Origin of the sequence: Pseudomonas sp. MPC6 (assembly GCF_006094435.1) — a bacterium.
GTDB lineage: Bacteria > Pseudomonadota > Gammaproteobacteria > Pseudomonadales > Pseudomonadaceae > Aquipseudomonas.
This window is the reverse complement of the sequence record NZ_CP034783.1, coordinates 4,926,528-4,945,050: the sequence shown is the minus strand read 5'-3', so window position 1 is coordinate 4,945,050 and position 18,523 is coordinate 4,926,528. Positions and strand designations below refer to the sequence as shown.

15 protein-coding genes are annotated in these 18,523 nt (G+C 61.3%); 7 read left to right on the top strand and 8 right to left on the bottom strand.

The features are described 5' to 3' along the window. Positions 1–90: 90 nt before the first annotated feature. Positions 91–837 (bottom strand): 3-oxoacyl-ACP reductase family protein, encoded by a 747-nt coding sequence (locus ELQ88_RS24745; protein ID WP_138968379.1) that lies wholly within the window; start codon positions 835–837, stop codon positions 91–93. A 124-nt stretch (positions 838–961) separates the two neighbouring features. On the opposite strand from ELQ88_RS24745, the gene ELQ88_RS24740 reads away from it, so the two are divergent. Continuing rightward, positions 962–1,885, top strand: a complete 924-nt coding sequence (locus ELQ88_RS24740) for a LysR family transcriptional regulator (protein WP_138968377.1) — start codon at positions 962–964, stop codon at positions 1,883–1,885. 132 nt (positions 1,886–2,017) lie between these two features. On the opposite strand, the gene ELQ88_RS24735 is transcribed toward ELQ88_RS24740, so the two are convergent. The 3 genes from ELQ88_RS24735 to ELQ88_RS24725 form a co-directional block, all read right to left on the bottom strand. Then, positions 2,018–2,746, bottom strand: a complete 729-nt coding sequence (locus ELQ88_RS24735; protein WP_128873402.1) for an aspartate/glutamate racemase family protein — start codon at positions 2,744–2,746, stop codon at positions 2,018–2,020. Positions 2,747–2,802: 56 nt separating this feature from the next. After that, positions 2,803–4,344: an NCS1 family nucleobase:cation symporter-1 gene (locus tag ELQ88_RS24730; protein ID WP_138968376.1), complete on the bottom strand. Its 1,542-nt coding sequence runs from the start codon at positions 4,342–4,344 to the stop codon at positions 2,803–2,805. A 600-nt stretch (positions 4,345–4,944) separates the two neighbouring features. Then, positions 4,945–5,685, bottom strand: a complete 741-nt coding sequence (locus tag ELQ88_RS24725; protein WP_128873405.1) for a phosphoadenylyl-sulfate reductase — start codon at positions 5,683–5,685, stop codon at positions 4,945–4,947. Positions 5,686–5,858: 173 nt separating this feature from the next. On the opposite strand from ELQ88_RS24725, the gene thrH reads away from it, so the two are divergent. Then, entirely contained in the window at positions 5,859–6,476 is a 618-nt protein-coding gene (gene thrH / locus ELQ88_RS24720; protein WP_128873406.1) for a bifunctional phosphoserine phosphatase/homoserine phosphotransferase ThrH, read from the top strand. Positions 6,477–6,585: 109 nt separating this feature from the next. On the opposite strand, the gene pabB is transcribed toward thrH, so the two are convergent. From pabB to ELQ88_RS24700, 4 genes are all read right to left on the bottom strand, one after another. After that, entirely contained in the window at positions 6,586–7,923 is a 1,338-nt protein-coding gene (gene pabB / locus ELQ88_RS24715; protein ID WP_138968374.1) for an aminodeoxychorismate synthase component I, read from the bottom strand. 215 nt (positions 7,924–8,138) lie between these two features. Beyond that, on the bottom strand, positions 8,139–9,125 hold the full coding sequence (locus tag ELQ88_RS24710; RefSeq protein ID WP_138968372.1) for an alpha-L-glutamate ligase-like protein: 987 nt from the start codon (positions 9,123–9,125) through the stop codon (positions 8,139–8,141). Then, entirely contained in the window at positions 9,125–10,660 is a 1,536-nt protein-coding gene (locus ELQ88_RS24705; protein WP_138968370.1) for an inactive transglutaminase family protein, read from the bottom strand. The genes ELQ88_RS24710 and ELQ88_RS24705 overlap by 1 nt, the downstream gene beginning before the upstream one ends. A 5-nt stretch (positions 10,661–10,665) precedes the next feature. Continuing rightward, a complete protein-coding gene (locus ELQ88_RS24700; RefSeq protein ID WP_128870642.1) occupies positions 10,666–11,202 on the bottom strand; it encodes an ATP-dependent zinc protease in 537 nt (178 codons plus the stop codon). Between the two features lie 298 nt (positions 11,203–11,500). On the opposite strand from ELQ88_RS24700, the gene ELQ88_RS24695 reads away from it, so the two are divergent. From ELQ88_RS24695 to prpF, 5 genes are all read left to right on the top strand, one after another. Beyond that, positions 11,501–12,220, top strand: coding sequence for a GntR family transcriptional regulator (locus ELQ88_RS24695; RefSeq protein WP_178084770.1), 720 nt, complete (start codon positions 11,501–11,503; stop codon positions 12,218–12,220). Beyond that, complete coding sequence (gene prpB / locus ELQ88_RS24690) at positions 12,217–13,107, top strand: methylisocitrate lyase (protein ID WP_064678896.1); 891 nt, start codon at positions 12,217–12,219, stop codon at positions 13,105–13,107. The genes ELQ88_RS24695 and prpB overlap by 4 nt, the downstream gene beginning before the upstream one ends. Before the next feature lie 177 nt (positions 13,108–13,284). Further along, positions 13,285–14,412 (top strand): 2-methylcitrate synthase, encoded by a 1,128-nt coding sequence (gene prpC / locus ELQ88_RS24685; RefSeq protein WP_128870640.1) that lies wholly within the window; start codon positions 13,285–13,287, stop codon positions 14,410–14,412. A 219-nt stretch (positions 14,413–14,631) separates the two neighbouring features. Next, the gene (gene acnD / locus ELQ88_RS24680) at positions 14,632–17,226 is read left to right on the top strand and encodes a Fe/S-dependent 2-methylisocitrate dehydratase AcnD (protein WP_138968368.1); all 2,595 of its coding nucleotides are present in this window, start codon (positions 14,632–14,634) and stop codon (positions 17,224–17,226) included. A gap of 64 nt (positions 17,227–17,290) precedes the next feature. Further along, entirely contained in the window at positions 17,291–18,493 is a 1,203-nt protein-coding gene (gene prpF, locus ELQ88_RS24675) for a 2-methylaconitate cis-trans isomerase PrpF (protein WP_138968366.1), read from the top strand. Positions 18,494–18,523 lie beyond the last annotated feature (30 nt).

The window sequence follows — 18,523 nt, the reverse complement described above, 5'->3', positions numbered from 1 at the left end:
CGGAGTGTTAGTCAACATTGATGTCGACTGACAGATTGCCTTCGCCGGCAAGCCGGTCTCCTACAGAGGGCTGCGGTTGACTGAGCGGTGTCAGGCGCCGAAACCACCGTCGATGGTCAGGCTGGCCCCGGTGATGTAGCCGGCTTCGGGGCCCACCAGGTAGGCGACAAAACTGGCGATTTCTTCCACTTGGCCATAACGGCCTACCGCCATCAACGGTATCAGGCTCTCGGCGAAGTCGCCGCTGGCCGGGTTCATGTCGGTGTCGACGGGACCGGGTTGCACGTTGTTGATGGTGATGCCCCGTGGGCCAAGATCGCGAGACAGGCCTTTGGTCAGGCCGACCAGCGCCGATTTGCTCATGGCGTAGGGCCCACCGCCGGCGAAGGGCATGCGCTCGGCGTTGGTGCTGCCGATGTTGATGATACGACCGCCTTCGGTCATATGTCGGGCGGCGGCCTGGGTGGCGATGAATACGCTGCGCACGTTGATCGCCAGGGTCTGGTCGAAGTCTTCGAGGGTGAAGTCTTCCAGCGGTGCGACCGCCAATACACCCGCGTTATTGACCAGGATATCCAGGCGACCGAAGGCTTCGACTGTGGCAGTGACGGCGCTGCGAATGGCTTCGGCGTCGGCACTGTCAGCCTTGATGGCCAAGGCCTTGCCGCCCTTGGCGGTGATGCTGTCCTGCAATTCTTCGGCCTTGGCCGTCGAGCTGACGTAGGTGAAGGCGACCGTCGCGCCTTCAGCGGCCAGGCGTTTGACGATGGCTGCGCCGATACCGCGGGAACCGCCTTGAATCAACGCCACTTTGCCGCTGAGGTTGTGAGTAGTCATATCGATCTCCAAGTCCCGAGGCGAGGTGTCTCGGTTGATGGAGCCTAGTATCGATTCAGGATTACCGGCTGTGTAGACGGTAATTGCGATAGTCGGTGTAAACCAGAAGTTTATAGTGGTTGATATGGAAACCTTCAGCAGTATCGAATGCTTCGTGCGCAGTGCCGAGGTCGGCAGCTTTGCCGAGGCCGCGCGGCGCTTGAGCCTGACCCCGGCGGCGGTGGGCAAGAGCGTGGCCAAGCTCGAGGCTCGATTGGGGGTGCGGCTGTTCCAGCGCAGCACCCGCAGCCTGACATTGACCGAAGCCGGTCATCTGTTTCTCGGCGAGGTCAGCGCCAGCCTGCTGACGATCCAGAATGCCGTGGCCAACCTGGCCAGCGCCGAAGGTCGACCGGCGGGCACATTAAAAGTCAGCATGGGCACCGTGTTCGGACGCTTGTACATCGTGCCGTTGCTCGGAGAGTTTCTGCGACGGTTTCCGGCCATCAACCCGGACTGGCATTTCGATAACCGGCAAGTCGACCTGATCGCCCAGGGCTTCGACGCGGCCATTGGCGGGGGATTCGAACTGCCTCAGGGCGTGGTGGCGCGCAAGCTGACGCCGGCGCATCGGGTGCTGGTGGCGTCAGGCGACTACCTGGCGCAGCGTGGAGCTATCGTCGAGCCCGATGATCTCCAGCATCATGACGGGATCCTGATTCGATCGCCGCAAACCGGTCGCGTGCGCTCCTGGCAGTTGACCAGTCGCACCCAACAACACAGTCCGTTGACGCTCAAGGCGCGGATGACCATGAGTGATTCCGAGGCTGCCTGCGCCACTGCAGCCCAGGGCCTGGGCATCGCGCTGGTGAGCATGCCGTTCGCTTTGAGTTATCTGGAGGCCGGGACTCTGCAGCGGGTGTTGCCGCAGTGGTATGTCGACGATGGCAACATTTCTATCTATTACGCTGAGCACAAACTGCTGCCGGGCAAGACCCGGGCGTTTGTCGATTTCATTATCGAGCAGTTTGCGGAGCGGGGGTTGGGGCAGCGGTTCAGTGCGGTTTGAGCCTGACTCTGAACCGAGGTGTGGCCATCGCGAGCAAGCCCGCTCCCACAGGGTTTGTGTCTTGCCACGGTCATGTAAACGACACAAAACCCTGTGGGAGCGTGGCTTGCCCGCGAAGAACGATAACGCGGTTTATCGGCCAAACCGCCCCGGCCAACCGACAATTTTCTTCGGCCGCGGTGTCGCATAAGTCCGCACCTTCGACGTCGACAGCCCCAGCCGCACCAACGATTCGGCAATCGTCACCGCCGCCGTCACACCATCCACCACCGGCACCCCCGTACGCTGACGAATCTGCTCGTCCAGCCCGGCCATGCCGCCGCATCCCAGGCAAATCACCTCGGCCTTGTCCTCAAGCACCGCCAGTTCCGCCTGACGGACAATGGCCTCCAGTGCGCGCTCTGGATCGGACTCCAGCTCCAGCACGGCCAAGCCACTGGCGCGCACTGACGCACAGCGGTCCCAGAGCCCCGACAGCTTGAGACGATCCTCGATCAGCGGCACGGTGCGGTCCAGCGTCGTGACCACCGAATAGGCATGGCCCAGGAACATCGCGGTGCTGGCGGCCGCATCGGTGATATCCACCACCGGCACGTTGAGCAACTCCTGTAACCCTTCGCGACCGTGCTCGCCGTAACCAGCCTGGATCACTGCGTCGAAAGGCTGGTCGTAGGCCAGTACCCGATCCATCACAGCGATGGCGGCCAGGTAGCTTTCAAAGTTGCCTTCGATGGACTCGGCGCCGAAGTAGGGCGTCAGGCCGATGATTTCGGTGCCGGGCGCGGCCACGGACTGCGCCGAGCGGGCGATCGCTTGGGTGATGGATTCGGTGGTGTTGACGTTGACCACGAGAATGCGCATGGAAAGTCCTTATGACGGATGGTTCTGCGGCCCGGCAGTGCCGGGCCGTCACGGGATTAATGACTGGCGTTGTCGACCGCGATGGATTCGCCGCTGACGTCGGCGTAGTGCGGCTGCCGTTTGGTGATGATCAGGTAGAGCATGGCGGCGATACCCGCGCCAATCAGCCAGGAGAAGGGCGATACGCTGTGGAAACCCGGCACCAGCGCGAGGACGATGGCGATCAGCGCTGCAGGAATGAACGCCGCCACGGCGCGCAGATTGACCCCGCGGCTGTAGTAATAGGCGCCGTTGGGATCTTCACTGTACAGCTGCGGCACATTGACCTGTGCTTTTCGTACAAGCCAGTAGTCGACCATGATCACTCCGTACAACGGGCCGAGCAAGGCGCCGAGGCCGGACAGGAAATACACGATCACCAGCGGACTGTTGTAGAGGTTCCAGGGCAGGATCAGCACGGCAATGGTCGCACTGATCAGCCCGGCGCGACGGAACGTCAGGTATTTGGGCGCCAGGTTGCTGAGCACGAACGCCGGGGCGACAAAGTTGGCCATGATGTTCACCGCTACGGTCACGATCAGGAAGGCCAGGCAGCCGAGCACCAGGAAGAAAGTGTTGGGAATCGAGGCGATGATTTCGGTCGGGCTTTCGATGATCCGGCCATTGATCTGGAATTGCGCACCGCAGAGCAGGACGGTGATGCTGGCAAACACCAGGATATTCACCGGCAAGCCCCAGAAATTGCCGACCTTGATTGTCTTGCGGCACGGCGAAGAGCGGGCGAAGTCACAGAAATTCAGAATCAGCGTGCCGTAGATCGACAGCCACAGTGCACCGCCGGCAAAGATGTTGCGCCACATCTCGCCGCCGGTCAGCTGTTCGCGGATCGACCAGGCGATGGTTGCGTCGGCCTGGAAGTACATCCACCCGGCGAGGGAGGCGACGGTCAGCAAAATCACCGGTCCGGCAAATGCCTCGTAGCGCCGCACCATTTCCATGCCATAGGCGAGGATCGCCAGTTGCACTAGCCAGATCGCCACGAAACATATCCAGCCCAGGCTCGACAAGCCAAGGATCGAATCGTGGTCGTAGTCGGCAAACCCGGGATGCACCGCCGTCAGCAGCACGCGCAGGACCACGGACGCCAGGTACGTCTGAATCCCGAACCAGGCGATGGCGATGATGGCGCGGATCAATGCAGGAATCTGCGCCCCGTGAATACCGAAACTGATCCGGCTGATGACCGGGAACGGCACGCCGGTTTTCTGGCCCATGTAACCGGACAGGTTCATGAAGCCGTACACCAGTGCCGCACCGATACCCAGGGACAGCAGAATCTGCCAGCCACCCAGGCCCAAGGCATACAGGCCGATGGCGAAGGAGTAGTTGGCGATGTTGTGAACGTCGTTGGTCCACAGGGCAAAGATGCTGTAGCGGCCCCAGCGCCGACCTTCGGCCTTGGTCGGTGCGAGGTCTTTGTTGTGCAGGCGTGGGCTGAGTACTACAGGTGCTTGAAACCGTTGATCGAGGGTGGCGGGTTCGGGGTAAGAGGAGGGCAGATCCAGCGCGATGTTGTTATTGGAGAGGCTAGTACGCATTCCGGCAGGCTCCTGAAGCTTGGCGCCGCGATGACTGTGCATGAGCGAAGGCTCGACAAATCTTCGTCGCGGGGCAGTAAGCATCATTGATTACGGGGCATCTGCAGCCTGTACGGGATAGGGCGCTTCAGGCTTGCGGATCTAAAGTGTGTTTATGTTTTGCTGTGATTGTATACAAAACATGTATGCACTAAAGCCAGATCTATGCCAGTTACCGAGCTAACAACTGGGGCGCTAATTCCGTTTTGTTATCTGGTTTGGCTAAGTAACTGAAAATAAATAAATATAAATTGACCGATCGAACAGGTATTTATTTATTGGCGGGGTTTGGGGAGAAAGGTCGCTGGGAAAGTCAGGCAAGGAGGGTGTAACTTTTTGGGGCGTTGAAACTAAAAGTGCACACACAAATGGCACCTATGGTGACATTCGTGTGTACACATTTTTCAGGCTCATCACAGAACCTGTAGGAGCGGGCTTGCCCGCGATGGTCGTCAACGATAACGCGGCAAGCCTGACACCCCCGCTGCTTCCTCAGGTTCATCGGCGGAACGCCGCCCGGAGCAAGCTCGCTCCTGCAGGGGATTGCATCAGGCCGAGGAATTACGCCTTGGACTTGCTGATGATATTCCCCGCATGCAACCCGCATTCTTTCTGCGTCGCTTCTTCCCACCACCAGCGACCTTCACGCTCGTGCTGGTTCGGAAGCACCGGACGGGTGCAAGGTTCGCAGCCAATGCTGATGAAGCCGCGTTCGTGCAGGCTGTTGTACGGCAGCTCGAGCATGCGGATGTAACCCCAGATCTCTTCACTGGTCATCTGTGCCAGCGGGTTGAATTTGTACAGGGTGCGTTCCGGCGTCGAAAACGCGGTGTCGATTTCCATCACCGCGACGGCGCTGCGGGTACCCGGGCTCTGGTCTCGACGCTGGCCGGTGGCCCAGGCCGTCACGCCGGACAACTTGCGACGCAGCGGCTCGATCTTGCGGATGCCGCAGCATTCGCCATGGCCGTCCTTATAGAAACTGAACAGGCCTTTTTCCTTCACGAAGGGTTCAAGTTTCGTGTAGTCCGGTGACACCAGCTCGATCTCGATCTGGTAGTGCTCGCGCACCTGATCGATGAAACGGTAGGTCTCGGGGTGCAGGCGGCCGGTGTCGAGGCTGAATACCTTGACGTTTTTGTTCAGCTTCCAGGCCATGTCCACCAGCACCACGTCTTCGGCGCCGCTGAAAGATATCCACAGGTCATCGCCGAACTCGGCGAACGCGAGTTTCAGGATGTCTTGGGCGGATTTGTTGGCATAGGTCGTGGCGAGTTCCACGACATCGAACGATGGGCTCATCAGGGCGGCTTCCTACAGGTCGGTGGCGCTGGGCGCTCTATATGGGGCTAATGGTAACAAAATCCTGCAGCGGCTGGTGCGCCCTCTGCGTTGCGCAGGCCCGCCCGAGTCGCTAGAGTTCGGCAGTCTTTTTGCTCGCTCGACTCAATAATCAATACAAATGGGAGTGTCTCGTGGAAATTGCCTGTCTGGATCTTGAAGGTGTGCTGGTCCCGGAAATCTGGATCGCCTTTGCCGAAAAAACCGGGATCGACTCCCTCAGGGCCACCACCCGGGACATCCCCGACTACGACGTGTTGATGAAGCAGCGCCTGCGGATCCTCGATGAGCACGGCCTGAAGCTGTCCGACATCCAGGAAGTGATCGCCACGCTCAAGCCGCTGGACGGTGCCGTCGAGTTCGTCGACTGGCTGCGTGAGCGGTTTCAGGTGGTGATTCTGTCGGACACCTTCTACGAATTCTCCCAGCCGCTGATGCGTCAACTGGGCTTCCCGACCCTGCTTTGCCACCGCCTGATCACGGATGACTCCGGTCGGGTGACGAGCTATCAGTTGCGTCAGCGCGATCCCAAGCGCCAGTCGGTATTGGCCTTCAAGAGCCTCTACTATCGGGTGATTGCGGCGGGGGATTCCTACAACGACACCACGATGCTGGGCGAGGCGGATGCAGGGATTCTGTTCCATGCGCCGGACAATGTGATTCGCGAGTTTCCACAGTTCCCGGCGGTGCACAGCTTTGAAGCGCTGAAGCAGGAGTTCATCAAGGCCTCCAATCGGGCCCTGAGTCTGTAGTCGATTTCGAGGGCGCCTTCGCCGGCAAGCCGGCTCCTACAGCTATTTGTTGACCGCATAATTGGGGGGCGGCAGAAAACCTGTAGGAGCCGGCTTGCCGGCGAAGCTCTTAAAGATTCTGCAAGGTATCGAGCAACACCTTCACCTTGGTAATCGACTCCTGATACTCGGCCTGCCACTCGGAATCGGCGACGATCCCGCCGCCGCCCCAGCAACAGACCTGCCCATCCTTCACCAGCAAGCTGCGAATGGCGATGGAGCTGTCCATCTCGCCGCGCACGTCCAGGTACAGCAACGAACCGCAATACAAGCCACGACGCGTCGGTTCCAGCTCGTCGATGATCTGCATCGCCCGAATCTTCGGCGCGCCGGTAATCGATCCGCCCGGGAAGCTGCCGGCGATCAGGTCCAGGGCGTCCCGGTCATCCGCCAGTTCCCCGGTCACGCTGCTCACCAGGTGATGCACGTTCGGGTAGCTTTCCAGGCTGAACAACTCCGGCACCCGCACCGAGCCGATGCGGCAAGTGCGGCCGAGGTCGTTGCGCAGCAAGTCGACGATCATCAGGTTTTCCGCGCGGTCCTTGGGACTGGCCAGCAGTTCGGCGGCGTTCGCCGCATCTTCGCCGGCGGTCAGGCCGCGAGGGCGGGTGCCCTTGATCGGGCGGGTTTCCACATGGCGCTCGCTGACTTTGACGAAACGCTCTGGCGAAAGGCTCAACACCGCGCCGCCATCGGGCAGGCTCTGGAAGCCGGAAAACGGCGTCGGGCAGGCGGCGCGCAACGCGCAGTAGGCGGCCCAGGGGTCGCCCTGGCATTGCGCGCGGAAGCGCTGGGCGAAGTTGACCTGATAGCAGTCGCCGGCCTGGATATAGTGCTGGATGCGCTCCAGCGCGTGGCGATACTCATCAGCGCTCAAGTCGGCGCTCATCGGTGCTTTCAGTGTGAAAGGCTCGACCGGCTCGATCCCGGGCTGGCTGAACAAGGCGATCAGCCGTTGTCGCTCGCTGTCGATCAGCGTCGGGTGAAACACCAGCTGACTGGTCTCGAGTTGGTGATCGCTGATCAGTGCCCAGGCATAGAGCCCGAAACGCGCATCCGGCAATTGCAGGTCGTCCTGCGCCAGGCTCGGCAGATGCTCCAGGTGACGACCGAAGTCATAGCTCAGGTAGCCGATCAGGCCGCCGGCGAAAGGCAGGTCAAACGGCAGCGCGGCTTCACCCAGCCGTGTCAGGTTGTCGCGCAGGCGCTGCAGGAAATCGCTGCCGCTTTCGTCAGGCAATACGGCCAGTTGTTCCAGCGGCCAGGCGCTGAGCAGGTCATAACGACCGCGATCGGCAGTCGGCCGACCACTGTCGAGCAGTACGGCACCGGGGGCATGACGAATCGCCGCGAAGTAGTCGGCGGGATTGGCGAGATAGGGGAGCGGGTGTACGGAACAGGTCAACATGGGCGGGGCGGATCAGCCATCGAGGCGGGGTGGCGATTGTAGTCTTCTCTGGGAATTGCTCCTAGAGGGGAAGTCGGGGATTGGCAGATTGGCGGCAGGGTTGGGTGGGTGTGTTGGCAGTGAGGCCGTCTTCGCTGGCAAGCCAGCTCCTACAAGGTTCAGCGCCATCCCTGTAGGAGCTGGCTTGCCAGCGAAGGGTGCGACTCGGTCTTGGATCAGCCCTCGACCCCGGGAATATGCCCGAACATCTCTTGGACAAACTCCACCCGTTCCGCAACCGTTTCGCTGATCCCGCGAGTCTTCAATGCTTCAAGCCGCGCTTCAACGGCATGGGTACGCAATGTCAGGCCGCAATCATTGGCAATCTGGATGTTCAGCCCGGGACGGGCGTTGAGTTCAAGAATCAGCGGGCCTTTTTCCTGGTCCAGCACCATGTCGACCCCGATGTAACCCAGCCCGCACAGCTCATAGCAGCCGGCGGCGAGTTTCATGAAACCGTCCCAATAGGGCAATTGCACGCCGTCCACCGCGTTGGTGGTGTCCGGGTGCTTGGTGATGATGTTGTTCAGCCAGGTGCCGCGCAGGGTCAGGCCGGTGGCGAGGTCCACACCGACGCCGATGGCGCCCTGGTGCAGGTTGGCCTTGCCGCCGGACTGACGGGTCGGCAAGCGCAGCATGGCCATGACCGGGTAGCCCATCAGCACGATGATGCGGATGTCCGGCACGCCCTCGTAGCTGATGCTCTTGAAGATCTGGTCCGGGGTCACGCGGTATTCGATCAGCGCCCGGTCGCGATGACCGCCCAGCGAATAAAGGCCGGTCAGGATGCTGGAAATCTGGTGCTCGATTTCCTCGTGGCTGATGATCTTGCCGGACACCGTGCGGTAGCGCCCCTCGAAGCGGTCGGCGATCACCAGGATGCCGTCACCGCCGGCGCCCTGGGCCGGTTTCACCACGAAGTCGTTGCGCCCGCCGATGATCGCGTCGAGGTTGTCGATTTCCTTCTCGGTGGAGATCACGCCATACAATTCCGGCACATGGATGCCGGCGGCGATGGCGCGCTCCTTGGTGATGATCTTGTCATCGACGATCGGGTACAGGCTGCGCTTGTTGTACTTGAGCACATAGTCCGCGTTGCGCCGATTGATGCCCATGATGCCCCGGGCTTCCAGGGCCTTCCAGGTCTTCCAGAGGCCGAACATCAGGCGTCAGCCTTCTTCAGGAAGGCCTTGAAGCGCACCAGTTCGGTCAGGCGGTAGCCGCGATAACGCCCCATCGCCAGCATGAAGCCCACCAGGATCAACAGGATCGCCGGGAAGGTGAACACGAAGTACACCAGCTCCGGAACGCTCATGATCAAGTGCGCCAGGGCCGCGGCGAACAACGTGCCGATCGCTACCTTCATGGCATGGCCGCCGCCGCGTTCTTCCCAGGTGATCGACAGGCGTTCGATGGTCATGGTCAGAATCACCATCGGGAACAGCGCGACCGACAACCCGCGTTCCAGGCCGAGTTTATGGCTAAGCAGGCTGATCGTCGCGATCAGCACCACCACGAAGGTCAGCACCACCGACAGCCTCGGCAGCATCTGCAGCTTCAGGTGTTCAAGGTAGGAACGCAGCGACAGGCCCAGGGCCGTGATGATGGTAAACAGCACGATGCCGAAGCCGAGCTGGGTTTCGCGGAAGGCCAGGGCGATCAGCACCGGGGTGAAAGTGCCCAGGGTCTGGATGCCGATCAGGTTGCGCAGGATCAGGATTACCAGCACGCCGATCGGGATCATCACCATGATCATGAAGGTCTGCTGGGTTTGCAGCGGCAGGCCGTACAGCGAGTATTCGAGGAAGTTGGCGTCGGTGTTTTCGTCGGTCAGCTTGGCCAGGCGAATGGCGTTCATTTCGCTGTTGTTCATGCTGAAGGTCACAGTGGCCTTCTTGCCGCCATCGACGGTGATCAGGTTTTCGTCGCCGGTCCACCACAGCAGGCGGTCGGTGGGCAGGCCCTGCTCGCCGGTTTCCGGGTTGAAGTACAGCCAGTCGGTGCCGTTGAAGCTGCGCAGCCAGAGTTCCGGGGTTTGCGGCTGGTCGGCCACCAGGCGAATGGTGTGGACCTTTTCCACCGGCACGTGGGCGATGGACAGCAGCAGTTCGACGATTTTGGCTTTGTGCCCGACGGACGGATCGCCGCCCAACAGCAGCTTCACATTGTCATCGTTGACGTTATTGACGCGTTTGATGGCTTCGCCAATGAAGGTCTCGACGTCGGCCGAGTGCTGGCGGATCGGCGCGAGCAGGGCTTCGGCGGCGATTTTTTCCGGGCCTTCCACGACCATGCTGTCACGGAAGGTCGGGCCTTTGATCTTCAATTTTTCGCCGCTGTAACGCTTGGTCAGCACCAGGCGGTAATAAAGAGTCTGGTTGCCCTTGGCCCGACGCGCCGACCAGGTGACCTTGCGGTTGCCGTCAACCCGGTTCACCGCCACGCCGTAGTTATTGGAGATGAAACTCTCGTTGAGGCTGACGTAATCGCGGCTCAGCGGCGGCACGAACATCTGGATCTTGACCGGGTCCTTGGTGCTGGCGACGAATTCGACCTTGGCGTCGATGTTCCACAAGTCGTCGGTGGCGTCTTCGGTCACGGGAATCCCGAGCACAAAGATCTGATAGGCCGTAACTGAAATGCCCAGCACCACCAGGATGGCGATCAGGAATTTCAGGTGGAGGGTAAGAGAGCGCATTGGAATTACTCTGCGGTATGTGCGTCGGTGGCGCAGGCGGGTTTGCCAGCAGCGTATTTAAGGCTGGGGTCGACCAGCGCATCGAAGCGTTTCAGGGCTTCGGAGCCGATCAAGAGCGGGTATTGGAAGGCGCTTCGGTCGGTCAAGTTCACTTCGATGCTGCGTAAAGCCGAACCCATACAGATATCGAGCTCGATCACCGGACGGGCGGTGTACTTCTTGCCGGCTTCCGGGTCGTAGTCACCGGCCCTGCGCTTGATCTTGCTGACCCGGGCCAGCGGCCGTTCGATCGGGTGCGAATGGGCGGCGTCGATGGCCAGGTAGAAGCGCACCCAGGACTCGCCATTGCGTTTGAAACGTTTGATGTCGCGGGCACTCAGGGAGGCGGTTTTCGCTCCGGTGTCGAGTTTGGCGGCGACTTCCAGGTTAATGCCGTCCAGCGAGGCGTACTCGTTGAGGCCGTACACGGTTTTTTCCCCCGCCGCGGCATAACCGGGCAGGCAAAGCATAAAGAGGAATGCGGGGAAGGGCTTGAGTCTCATAAATCCTGGGGCGCGGCGGTCGATACTTCAATTCAAGGCCCTGGCATCGCTGCGCAAGCTCCCTCGTATGCCTATCAACTATGACAAGCCGTGCAGATGTCACAAACAAATGCGGCCGGCATTCTAGCACGGTGGTTTTATGGCGCCAGCGCTGGCGGGTGGCTGTAAACCGTGCGGCTGCGTTGATGGAATGCAGTCGGTTATTAGACGATTGTCGACAATACCTAATTATCCTTTGACTATACGGCCTGTATTCGTTAGTTTTTGCGGCATTGGTTATCAAGGTGTCGACAATATGCTGGATCAACTCGATCCGCCGGTCATTGCGCAGGACGATTCGGAAACCCTTTCCGAGAATGTCTTCCGACGCATTCAGGCGGCCATCGTCAAAGGCGAAATCGCTCCGGGCAGCAAGATCTCCGAGCCGGAACTGGCGCGCACCTACGGCATCAGCCGCGGCCCGTTGCGTGAGGCGATTCACCGCCTGGAAGGCCAGCGCCTGTTGGTGCGCATACCGCACGTCGGCGCACGGGTGGTCTCGCTCAACCACGCCGAGCTGCTGGAACTCTACGAAATCCGCGAGTCCCTCGAAGGCATGGCCTGCCGCCTGGCAGCCGAACGCATGACCCTTGAAGAAATCGACGAACTGCGCCGGGTCCTCGAAACCCACGAGCGCGATGCGGCGTTCCAGGCCGGCGTCGGTTACTACCAGCAGGAAGGCGATTTCGACTTCCATTACCGAATCATCCAGGGCAGCGGCAACCGCACCCTGACGCAAATGCTTTGCGGCGAGCTCTATCAACTGGTGCGCATGTATCGCATCCAGTTTTCCACCACGCCCAATCGGCCACGCCAGGCCTTTGCCGAGCACCACCGGATTCTCGACGCCATTGCCGACCGTGACGGTGAGCTGGCCGAGTTGTTGATGCGCCGCCACATCGGCGCCTCCAAACGCAATATCGCCCGTCACTACCAGGACGGCGTTAACCCGACAGCCACTGAACGAGGTGAGTCATGAGTTCCAACAAGAGCACTCCAGGCCAGCGTTTCCGCGATGCGGTCGCCAGCGAACATCCGCTGCAAGTCGTTGGTGCGATCAACGCCAACCATGCACTGCTGGCCAAGCGCGCCGGATTCAAGGCTATCTATCTGTCCGGTGGCGGGGTGGCTGCCGGCTCCCTCGGCGTGCCGGACCTGGGCATAACCGGGCTCGATGACGTGCTGACCGATGTGCGTCGCATCACCGACGTCTGCGACCTGCCGCTGCTGGTGGACGTGGACACCGGTTTCGGTTCCTCGGCGTTCAACGTCGCGCGCACCGTCAAGTCGATGATCAAGTTCGGCGCGGCGGCGATTCACATCGAAGACCAGGTCGGCGCCAAGCGCTGCGGTCACCGCCCTAATAAAGAGATCGTGTCCCTGCAGGAAATGGTCGATCGCATCAAGGCCGCGGTCGATGCTCGTACCGACGACAGCTTCGTGATCATGGCCCGCACCGACGCCCTGGCGGTGGAAGGACTGGAATCGGCCCTGGAGCGCGCTGAAGCGTGCATCGAAGCCGGTGCCGACATGATCTTCCCGGAAGCCATCACTGAACTGGAGATGTACAAGCTGTTCGCCAGCCGCGTGAAAGCGCCGATCCTGGCCAACATCACCGAGTTCGGCGCGACGCCGCTGTACACCACCGAACAGCTCGCAGGCGCCGATGTGTCGCTGGTGCTGTACCCGCTGTCGGCCTTCCGCGCGATGAACAAGGCCGCGGAAAACGTCTACACCGCGATCCGCCGCGACGGCACGCAACAGAACGTGATCGACACCATGCAGACGCGCATGGAGCTTTACGATCGCATCGATTACCACACCTTCGAGCAGAAGCTCGATGCGTTGTTCGCCGCCAAGAAGTAACGACTCCCTGTAGGAGCGAGCTTGCTCGCGATGGACGTTAACGATAACGCGTGGCCCCAGATACACCAGGGTGCACGATCCACCATCGCGAGCAAACTCGCTCCTACAAGGTCGGAGTGAATCCCGATCCGGGTATTTGCCGATTCCCTGACAAATTCAAGAAAACTGGAGACAGCAATGGCCGAAGCAAAAGTACTCAGTGGCGCCGGGCTCCGTGGCCAGGTTGCCGGGCAAACCGCACTGTCCACCGTGGGCCAGTCGGGCGCAGGCCTGACCTATCGTGGCTACGACGTTCGCGAACTGGCGGCTGACGCCCAATTCGAAGAAGTGGCCTACCTGCTGCTTTACGGCGAGCTGCCGACCCAAGCGCAACTCGCCGCCTACATCAGCAAACTGGGCAAGCTGCGCGACCTGCCGCAAGCCTTGAAAGAAGTGCTGGAACGCATCCCCGCCGACGCCCACCCGATGGACGTGATGCGCACCGGTTGCTCGTTCCTGGGCAACATCGAACCGGAGAACGACTTCTCCGAGCAGCACGACAAGACCGACCGCCTGCTGGCCGCGTTCCCGGCGATCATGTGCTACTGGTATCGCTTCAGCCACGACGGCAAGCGCATCGACTGCGTAAGCGACGAACAAACCATCGGCGGTCACTTCCTGCACCTGCTGCACGACAAGAAACCGAGCGAGTTGCACGTCAAGGTGATGAACGTTTCGCTGATCCTCTATGCGGAACACGAATTCAACGCCTCGACCTTCGCCGCGCGGGTTTGCGCCTCGACGCTGTCTGATCTGTTTTCCTGCGTCACGGCGGCCATCGGTACTTTGCGCGGTCCGCTGCACGGCGGCGCCAACGAAGCGGCGATGGAAATGATCGAACGTTTCAGTTCGCCGGAGGACGCGATCAAGGGCACCCTCGGCATGCTCGAGCGCAAGGACAAGATCATGGGCTTCGGTCACGCGATCTATAAGGACAACGATCCGCGCAACGAGGTGATCAAGGCCTGGTCGAAAAAACTCGCTGACGAAGTGGGCGACACGGTGCTGTTCCCGGTTTCCGAAGCCATCGACAAGACCATGTGGGAGCAGAAGAAACTGTTCCCGAACGCCGACTTCTACCATGCGTCGACGTATCACTTCATGGGCATTCCAACCAAGTTGTTCACCCCGATATTCGTTTGCTCGCGCCTGACCGGCTGGGCGGCGCATGTGTTTGAGCAACGTGCCAACAACCGCATCATCCGCCCGAGCGCCGAGTACACCGGCGTCGAACAGCGCAAGTTCGTGCCAATCGAACAACGCTGACCGGTGGGCACCGGCACTGGTTGCTGAATGAACCGGAAACCCCTGTAGGAGCTGGCTTGTCGGGTCGCCGCATCGCAGCGAAGAGGTCGTCACATCCGACATTCATGTCGCCTGACACGCCGCCTTCGCTGGCAAGCCAGCTCCTACAGGAGGCGGGTTTCAATTCAAATCCTGTGCCACGCCCCACCCTTTGTAACCACCGTGACCGAGTCCCTGACGATGAACACTGAATTCCGCAAACCGCTGCCCGGCAGCCATCTGGATTACTTTGACGTCCGTGCGGCTGTCGAGGCCATCCAGCCCGGCGCCTACGACACTCTGCCGTACACCTCCCGCGTGCTGGCGGAAAACCTGGTGCGTCGCTGTGACCCGGCCACGCTCACCGAATCGCTGAAGCAATTCATCGAGCGCAAACGCGACCTCGATTTCCCCTGGTTCCCGGCTCGCGTGGTGTGCCACGACATTCTCGGCCAGACCGCCCTTGTGGACCTCGCCGGCCTGCGTGACGCCATCGCCCTGCAAGGCGGTGACCCGGCGCAAGTCAACCCGGTGGTGCCGACGCAATTGATCGTCGACCACTCCCTGGCCGTCGAACGTGGTGGCTTCGACCCGGAAGCGTTCGAGAAAAACCGCGCCATCGAAGACCGTCGCAACGAAGACCGCTTCCACTTCATCAACTGGACCAAAAAAGCCTTCAAGAACGTCGATGTGATTCCGCCGGGCAACGGCATCATGCACCAGATCAACCTGGAGAAAATGTCTCCGGTGATCCAGGTGCGTGATGGCGTGGCATTCCCGGATACCTGCGTCGGCACCGACAGCCACACCCCGCATGTCGATGCGCTGGGCGTGATCGCCATCGGCGTCGGTGGCCTGGAAGCCGAGAGCGTGATGCTCGGCCGCGCGTCGTGGATGCGTCTGCCGGAAAGCGTTGGCGTCGAACTGACCGGCAAGCTGCAGCCGGGCATTACCGCCACCGACATGGTGCTGGCGCTGACCGAGTTCCTGCGCCAGCAAAAAGTCGTCGGCGCGTGGCTGGAGTTCTTTGGCGAAGGCGCCTCGGCGCTGACCCTCGGCGACCGCGCGACCATTTCCAACATGGCCCCGGAATACGGTGCCACTGCGGCGATGTTCTACATCGACCAGCAAACCATCGACTACCTCAAGCTCACCGGTCGCGAAGACGAACAGGTACAGCTGGTCGAGAACTACGCCAAGATTACCGGCCTGTGGGCCGACAGCCTGAAGGGCGCGCAATACGAGCGCGGGTTGACCTTTGACCTGTCCTCGGTGGTGCGCAACATGGCCGGCCCGAGCAACCCGCATGCTCGCGTCGCGACCTCGGATCTCGCCGCCCAGGGGATCTCCGGCCAGTGGACCGAAGTGCCCGGCCAGATGCCGGACGGTGCGGTGATCATCGCCGCCATCACCAGTTGCACCAACACCAGCAACCCGCGCAACGTGATTGCCGCCGGCCTGTTGGCGCGCAATGCCAACAAGCTCGGCCTCACCCGCAAGCCATGGGTCAAATCGTCCCTGGCGCCGGGTTCGAAAACCGTTGCGCTGTACCTCGACGAGGCCGGCCTGACCAGCGAGCTGGAGCAACTCGGTTTCGGCATCGTCGCCTTCGCCTGCACCACGTGCAACGGCATGTCCGGCGCCCTAGACCCGGTGATCCAGCAAGAGATCATCGACCGCGACCTGTACGCCACCGCCGTGCTGTCCGGCAACCGCAACTTCGACGGCCGGATCCACCCGTACGCCAAGAACGCCTTCCTTGCCTCGCCGCCACTGGTGGTCGCTTACGCCATCGCCGGCACCATCCGTTTCGACATCGAAAAAGATGTGCTGGGCGTGGTGGATGGCAAGGAAATCCGCCTGAAAGACATCTGGCCGAGCGACGAAGAAATCGACTCGGTGGTCAAGGCCTCGGTCAAGCCGGAGCAGTTCCGCCAGGTCTACATCCCGATGTTCGCCATCCACGAAGACACCGGTCCGAAAGTGACCCCGCTGTACGACTGGCGCGAGATGAGCACCTACATCCGCCGTCCGCCGTACTGGGAAGGCGCACTGGCCGGCGCGCGTCCGCTCAAGGGCATGCGTCCGCTGGCGGTGCTGCCGGACAACATCACCACCGATCACCTGTCGCCTTCCAACGCAATCATGCTCGACAGCGCCGCCGGCGAATACCTGGCGAAAATGGGCCTGCCGGAGGAAGACTTCAACTCCTACGCGACTCATAGGGGCGACCATTTGACCGCGCAACGCGCCACCTTCGCCAACCCGAAACTGTTCAACGAAATGGTCCGGGAAAACGGCAAGGTCAAGCAGGGTTCCTTGGCCCGCGTCGAGCCGGAAGGCCAAGTGATGCGCATGTGGGAAGCCATCGAAACCTACATGGAACGCAAGCAGCCGCTGATCATCATCGCCGGCGCCGACTACGGTCAGGGTTCGTCCCGGGACTGGGCGGCGAAGGGCGTGCGCCTGGCGGGTGTGGAAGCGATTGCGGCCGAAGGCTTCGAACGCATCCACCGCACCAACCTGGTGGGCATGGGCGTGTTGCCGCTGGAGTTCAAGCCGGGCACCGACCGCCACACGCTGAACATCGACGGTAGCGAAACCTACGACGTGATCGGCGAACGCACGCCGCGTGCCGAGCTGACGCTGGTGATCAACCGCAAGAATGGCGAACGCGTCGAAGTGCCGGTGACCTGCCGTCTCGACACCGCCGAAGAAGTGTCGATCTACGAGGCCGGCGGCGTGTTGCAACGCTTCGCCCAGGACTTCCTCGAAGAATCGGCGGTAGCCGTTTAAATCGCGACATGCAAACACGGGACTTCAAGTCCCGTGTCTGTTTTAGCAAGGAGTAAAGAGCACCATGGCTCAGGCAACTCATTTCGCACCGCAGATCAAAATCCCCGCCACCTACATGCGTGGCGGCACCAGCAAAGGCGTGTTCTTCAGCCTGAAAGACCTGCCCGAAGCGGCACAGATTCCCGGCCCGGCGCGCGATGCGCTGTTGTTGCGCGTGATCGGCAGCCCCGACCCGTACGACAAGCAAATCGACGGCATGGGCGGCGCGACTTCCAGCACCAGCAAAACCGTGATCCTGTCGAAAAGCATCAAGGCCGATCACGACGTCGATTACCTGTTCGGCCAGGTCTCCATCGACAAGCCGTTCGTCGACTGGAGCGGCAACTGCGGCAACCTGTCGGCGGCGGTCGGTTCGTTTGCCATCAGCAACGGCCTGGTGGATTCCAGCCGCATCCCGCACAACGGCGTGGCCGTGGTTCGCGTGTGGCAGGCCAACATCGGCAAGACCATCATCGCCCATGTGCCGATCACCAACGGTGAAGTGCAGGAAACCGGTGATTTCGAACTCGACGGCGTGACCTTCCCGGCCGCCGAAGTGCAAGTCGAATTCATGGACCCGGCGGCGGAAGAAGAGGGCGGCGGCGGTTCGATGTTCCCCACCGGCAACCTGGTGGATGATCTGGAAGTGCCCGGGGTCGGGACCTTCAAGGCGACCATGATCAATGCCGGCATCCCGACCATCTTCGTCAATGCCGAAGACATCGGCTACACCGGCACCGAGTTGCAAGGCGCGATCAACGGCGACCCGAAAGCCCTGCTGATGTTCGAGACCATTCGGGCTTACGGCGCGTTGCGCATGGGCTTGATCAAGGATCTGGACGAAGCGGCCAAGCGTCAGCACACGCCCAAGGTCGCCTTTGTGGCCAAACCGGCCGACTACGTGGCGTCCAGCGGCAAGGCGATTGCGGCGGGCGATGTCGACCTGCTGGTGCGCGCACTGTCCATGGGCAAGCTGCACCACGCGATGATGGGCACGGCGGCCGTGGCGATCGGTACGGCTGCAGCGATCTCCGGCACCCTGGTGAACCTCGCCGCGGGCGGTATCGAACGCAACGCTGTGCGCTTCGGCCATCCGTCCGGCACCCTGCGGGTGGGCGCGGAGGCCAGCCTGGTAAACGGTGAATGGACCGTGAACAAGGCCATCATGAGCCGCAGCGCGCGGGTATTGATGGAAGGCTACGTCCGCGTGCCGGGTGATTCCTTCTAACCGACACAAACCCCCTGTAGGAGCTGGCTT

What these genes read in the sequence shown, in the direction of transcription:
- ELQ88_RS24745 (WP_138968379.1), bottom strand. Translation starts at nt 837, where the DNA reads ATGACTACTCACAACCTCAGCGGCAAAGTGGCGTTGATTCAAGGCGGT.
- ELQ88_RS24700 (WP_128870642.1), bottom strand. Translation starts at nt 11,202, where the DNA reads ATGAGACTCAAGCCCTTCCCCGCATTCCTCTTTATGCTTTGCCTGCCC.
- ELQ88_RS24725 (WP_128873405.1), bottom strand. Translation starts at nt 5,685, where the DNA reads ATGAGCCCATCGTTCGATGTCGTGGAACTCGCCACGACCTATGCCAAC.
- prpF (WP_138968366.1), top strand. Translation starts at nt 17,291, where the DNA reads ATGGCTCAGGCAACTCATTTCGCACCGCAGATCAAAATCCCCGCCACC.
- ELQ88_RS24705 (WP_138968370.1), bottom strand. Translation starts at nt 10,660, where the DNA reads ATGCGCTCTCTTACCCTCCACCTGAAATTCCTGATCGCCATCCTGGTG.
- acnD (WP_138968368.1), top strand. Translation starts at nt 14,632, where the DNA reads ATGAACACTGAATTCCGCAAACCGCTGCCCGGCAGCCATCTGGATTAC.
- ELQ88_RS24740 (WP_138968377.1), top strand. Translation starts at nt 962, where the DNA reads ATGGAAACCTTCAGCAGTATCGAATGCTTCGTGCGCAGTGCCGAGGTC.
- ELQ88_RS24710 (WP_138968372.1), bottom strand. Translation starts at nt 9,125, where the DNA reads ATGTTCGGCCTCTGGAAGACCTGGAAGGCCCTGGAAGCCCGGGGCATC.
- ELQ88_RS24735 (WP_128873402.1), bottom strand. Translation starts at nt 2,746, where the DNA reads ATGCGCATTCTCGTGGTCAACGTCAACACCACCGAATCCATCACCCAA.
- prpB (WP_064678896.1), top strand. Translation starts at nt 12,217, where the DNA reads ATGAGTTCCAACAAGAGCACTCCAGGCCAGCGTTTCCGCGATGCGGTC.
- prpC (WP_128870640.1), top strand. Translation starts at nt 13,285, where the DNA reads ATGGCCGAAGCAAAAGTACTCAGTGGCGCCGGGCTCCGTGGCCAGGTT.
- ELQ88_RS24730 (WP_138968376.1), bottom strand. Translation starts at nt 4,344, where the DNA reads ATGCGTACTAGCCTCTCCAATAACAACATCGCGCTGGATCTGCCCTCC.
- pabB (WP_138968374.1), bottom strand. Translation starts at nt 7,923, where the DNA reads ATGTTGACCTGTTCCGTACACCCGCTCCCCTATCTCGCCAATCCCGCC.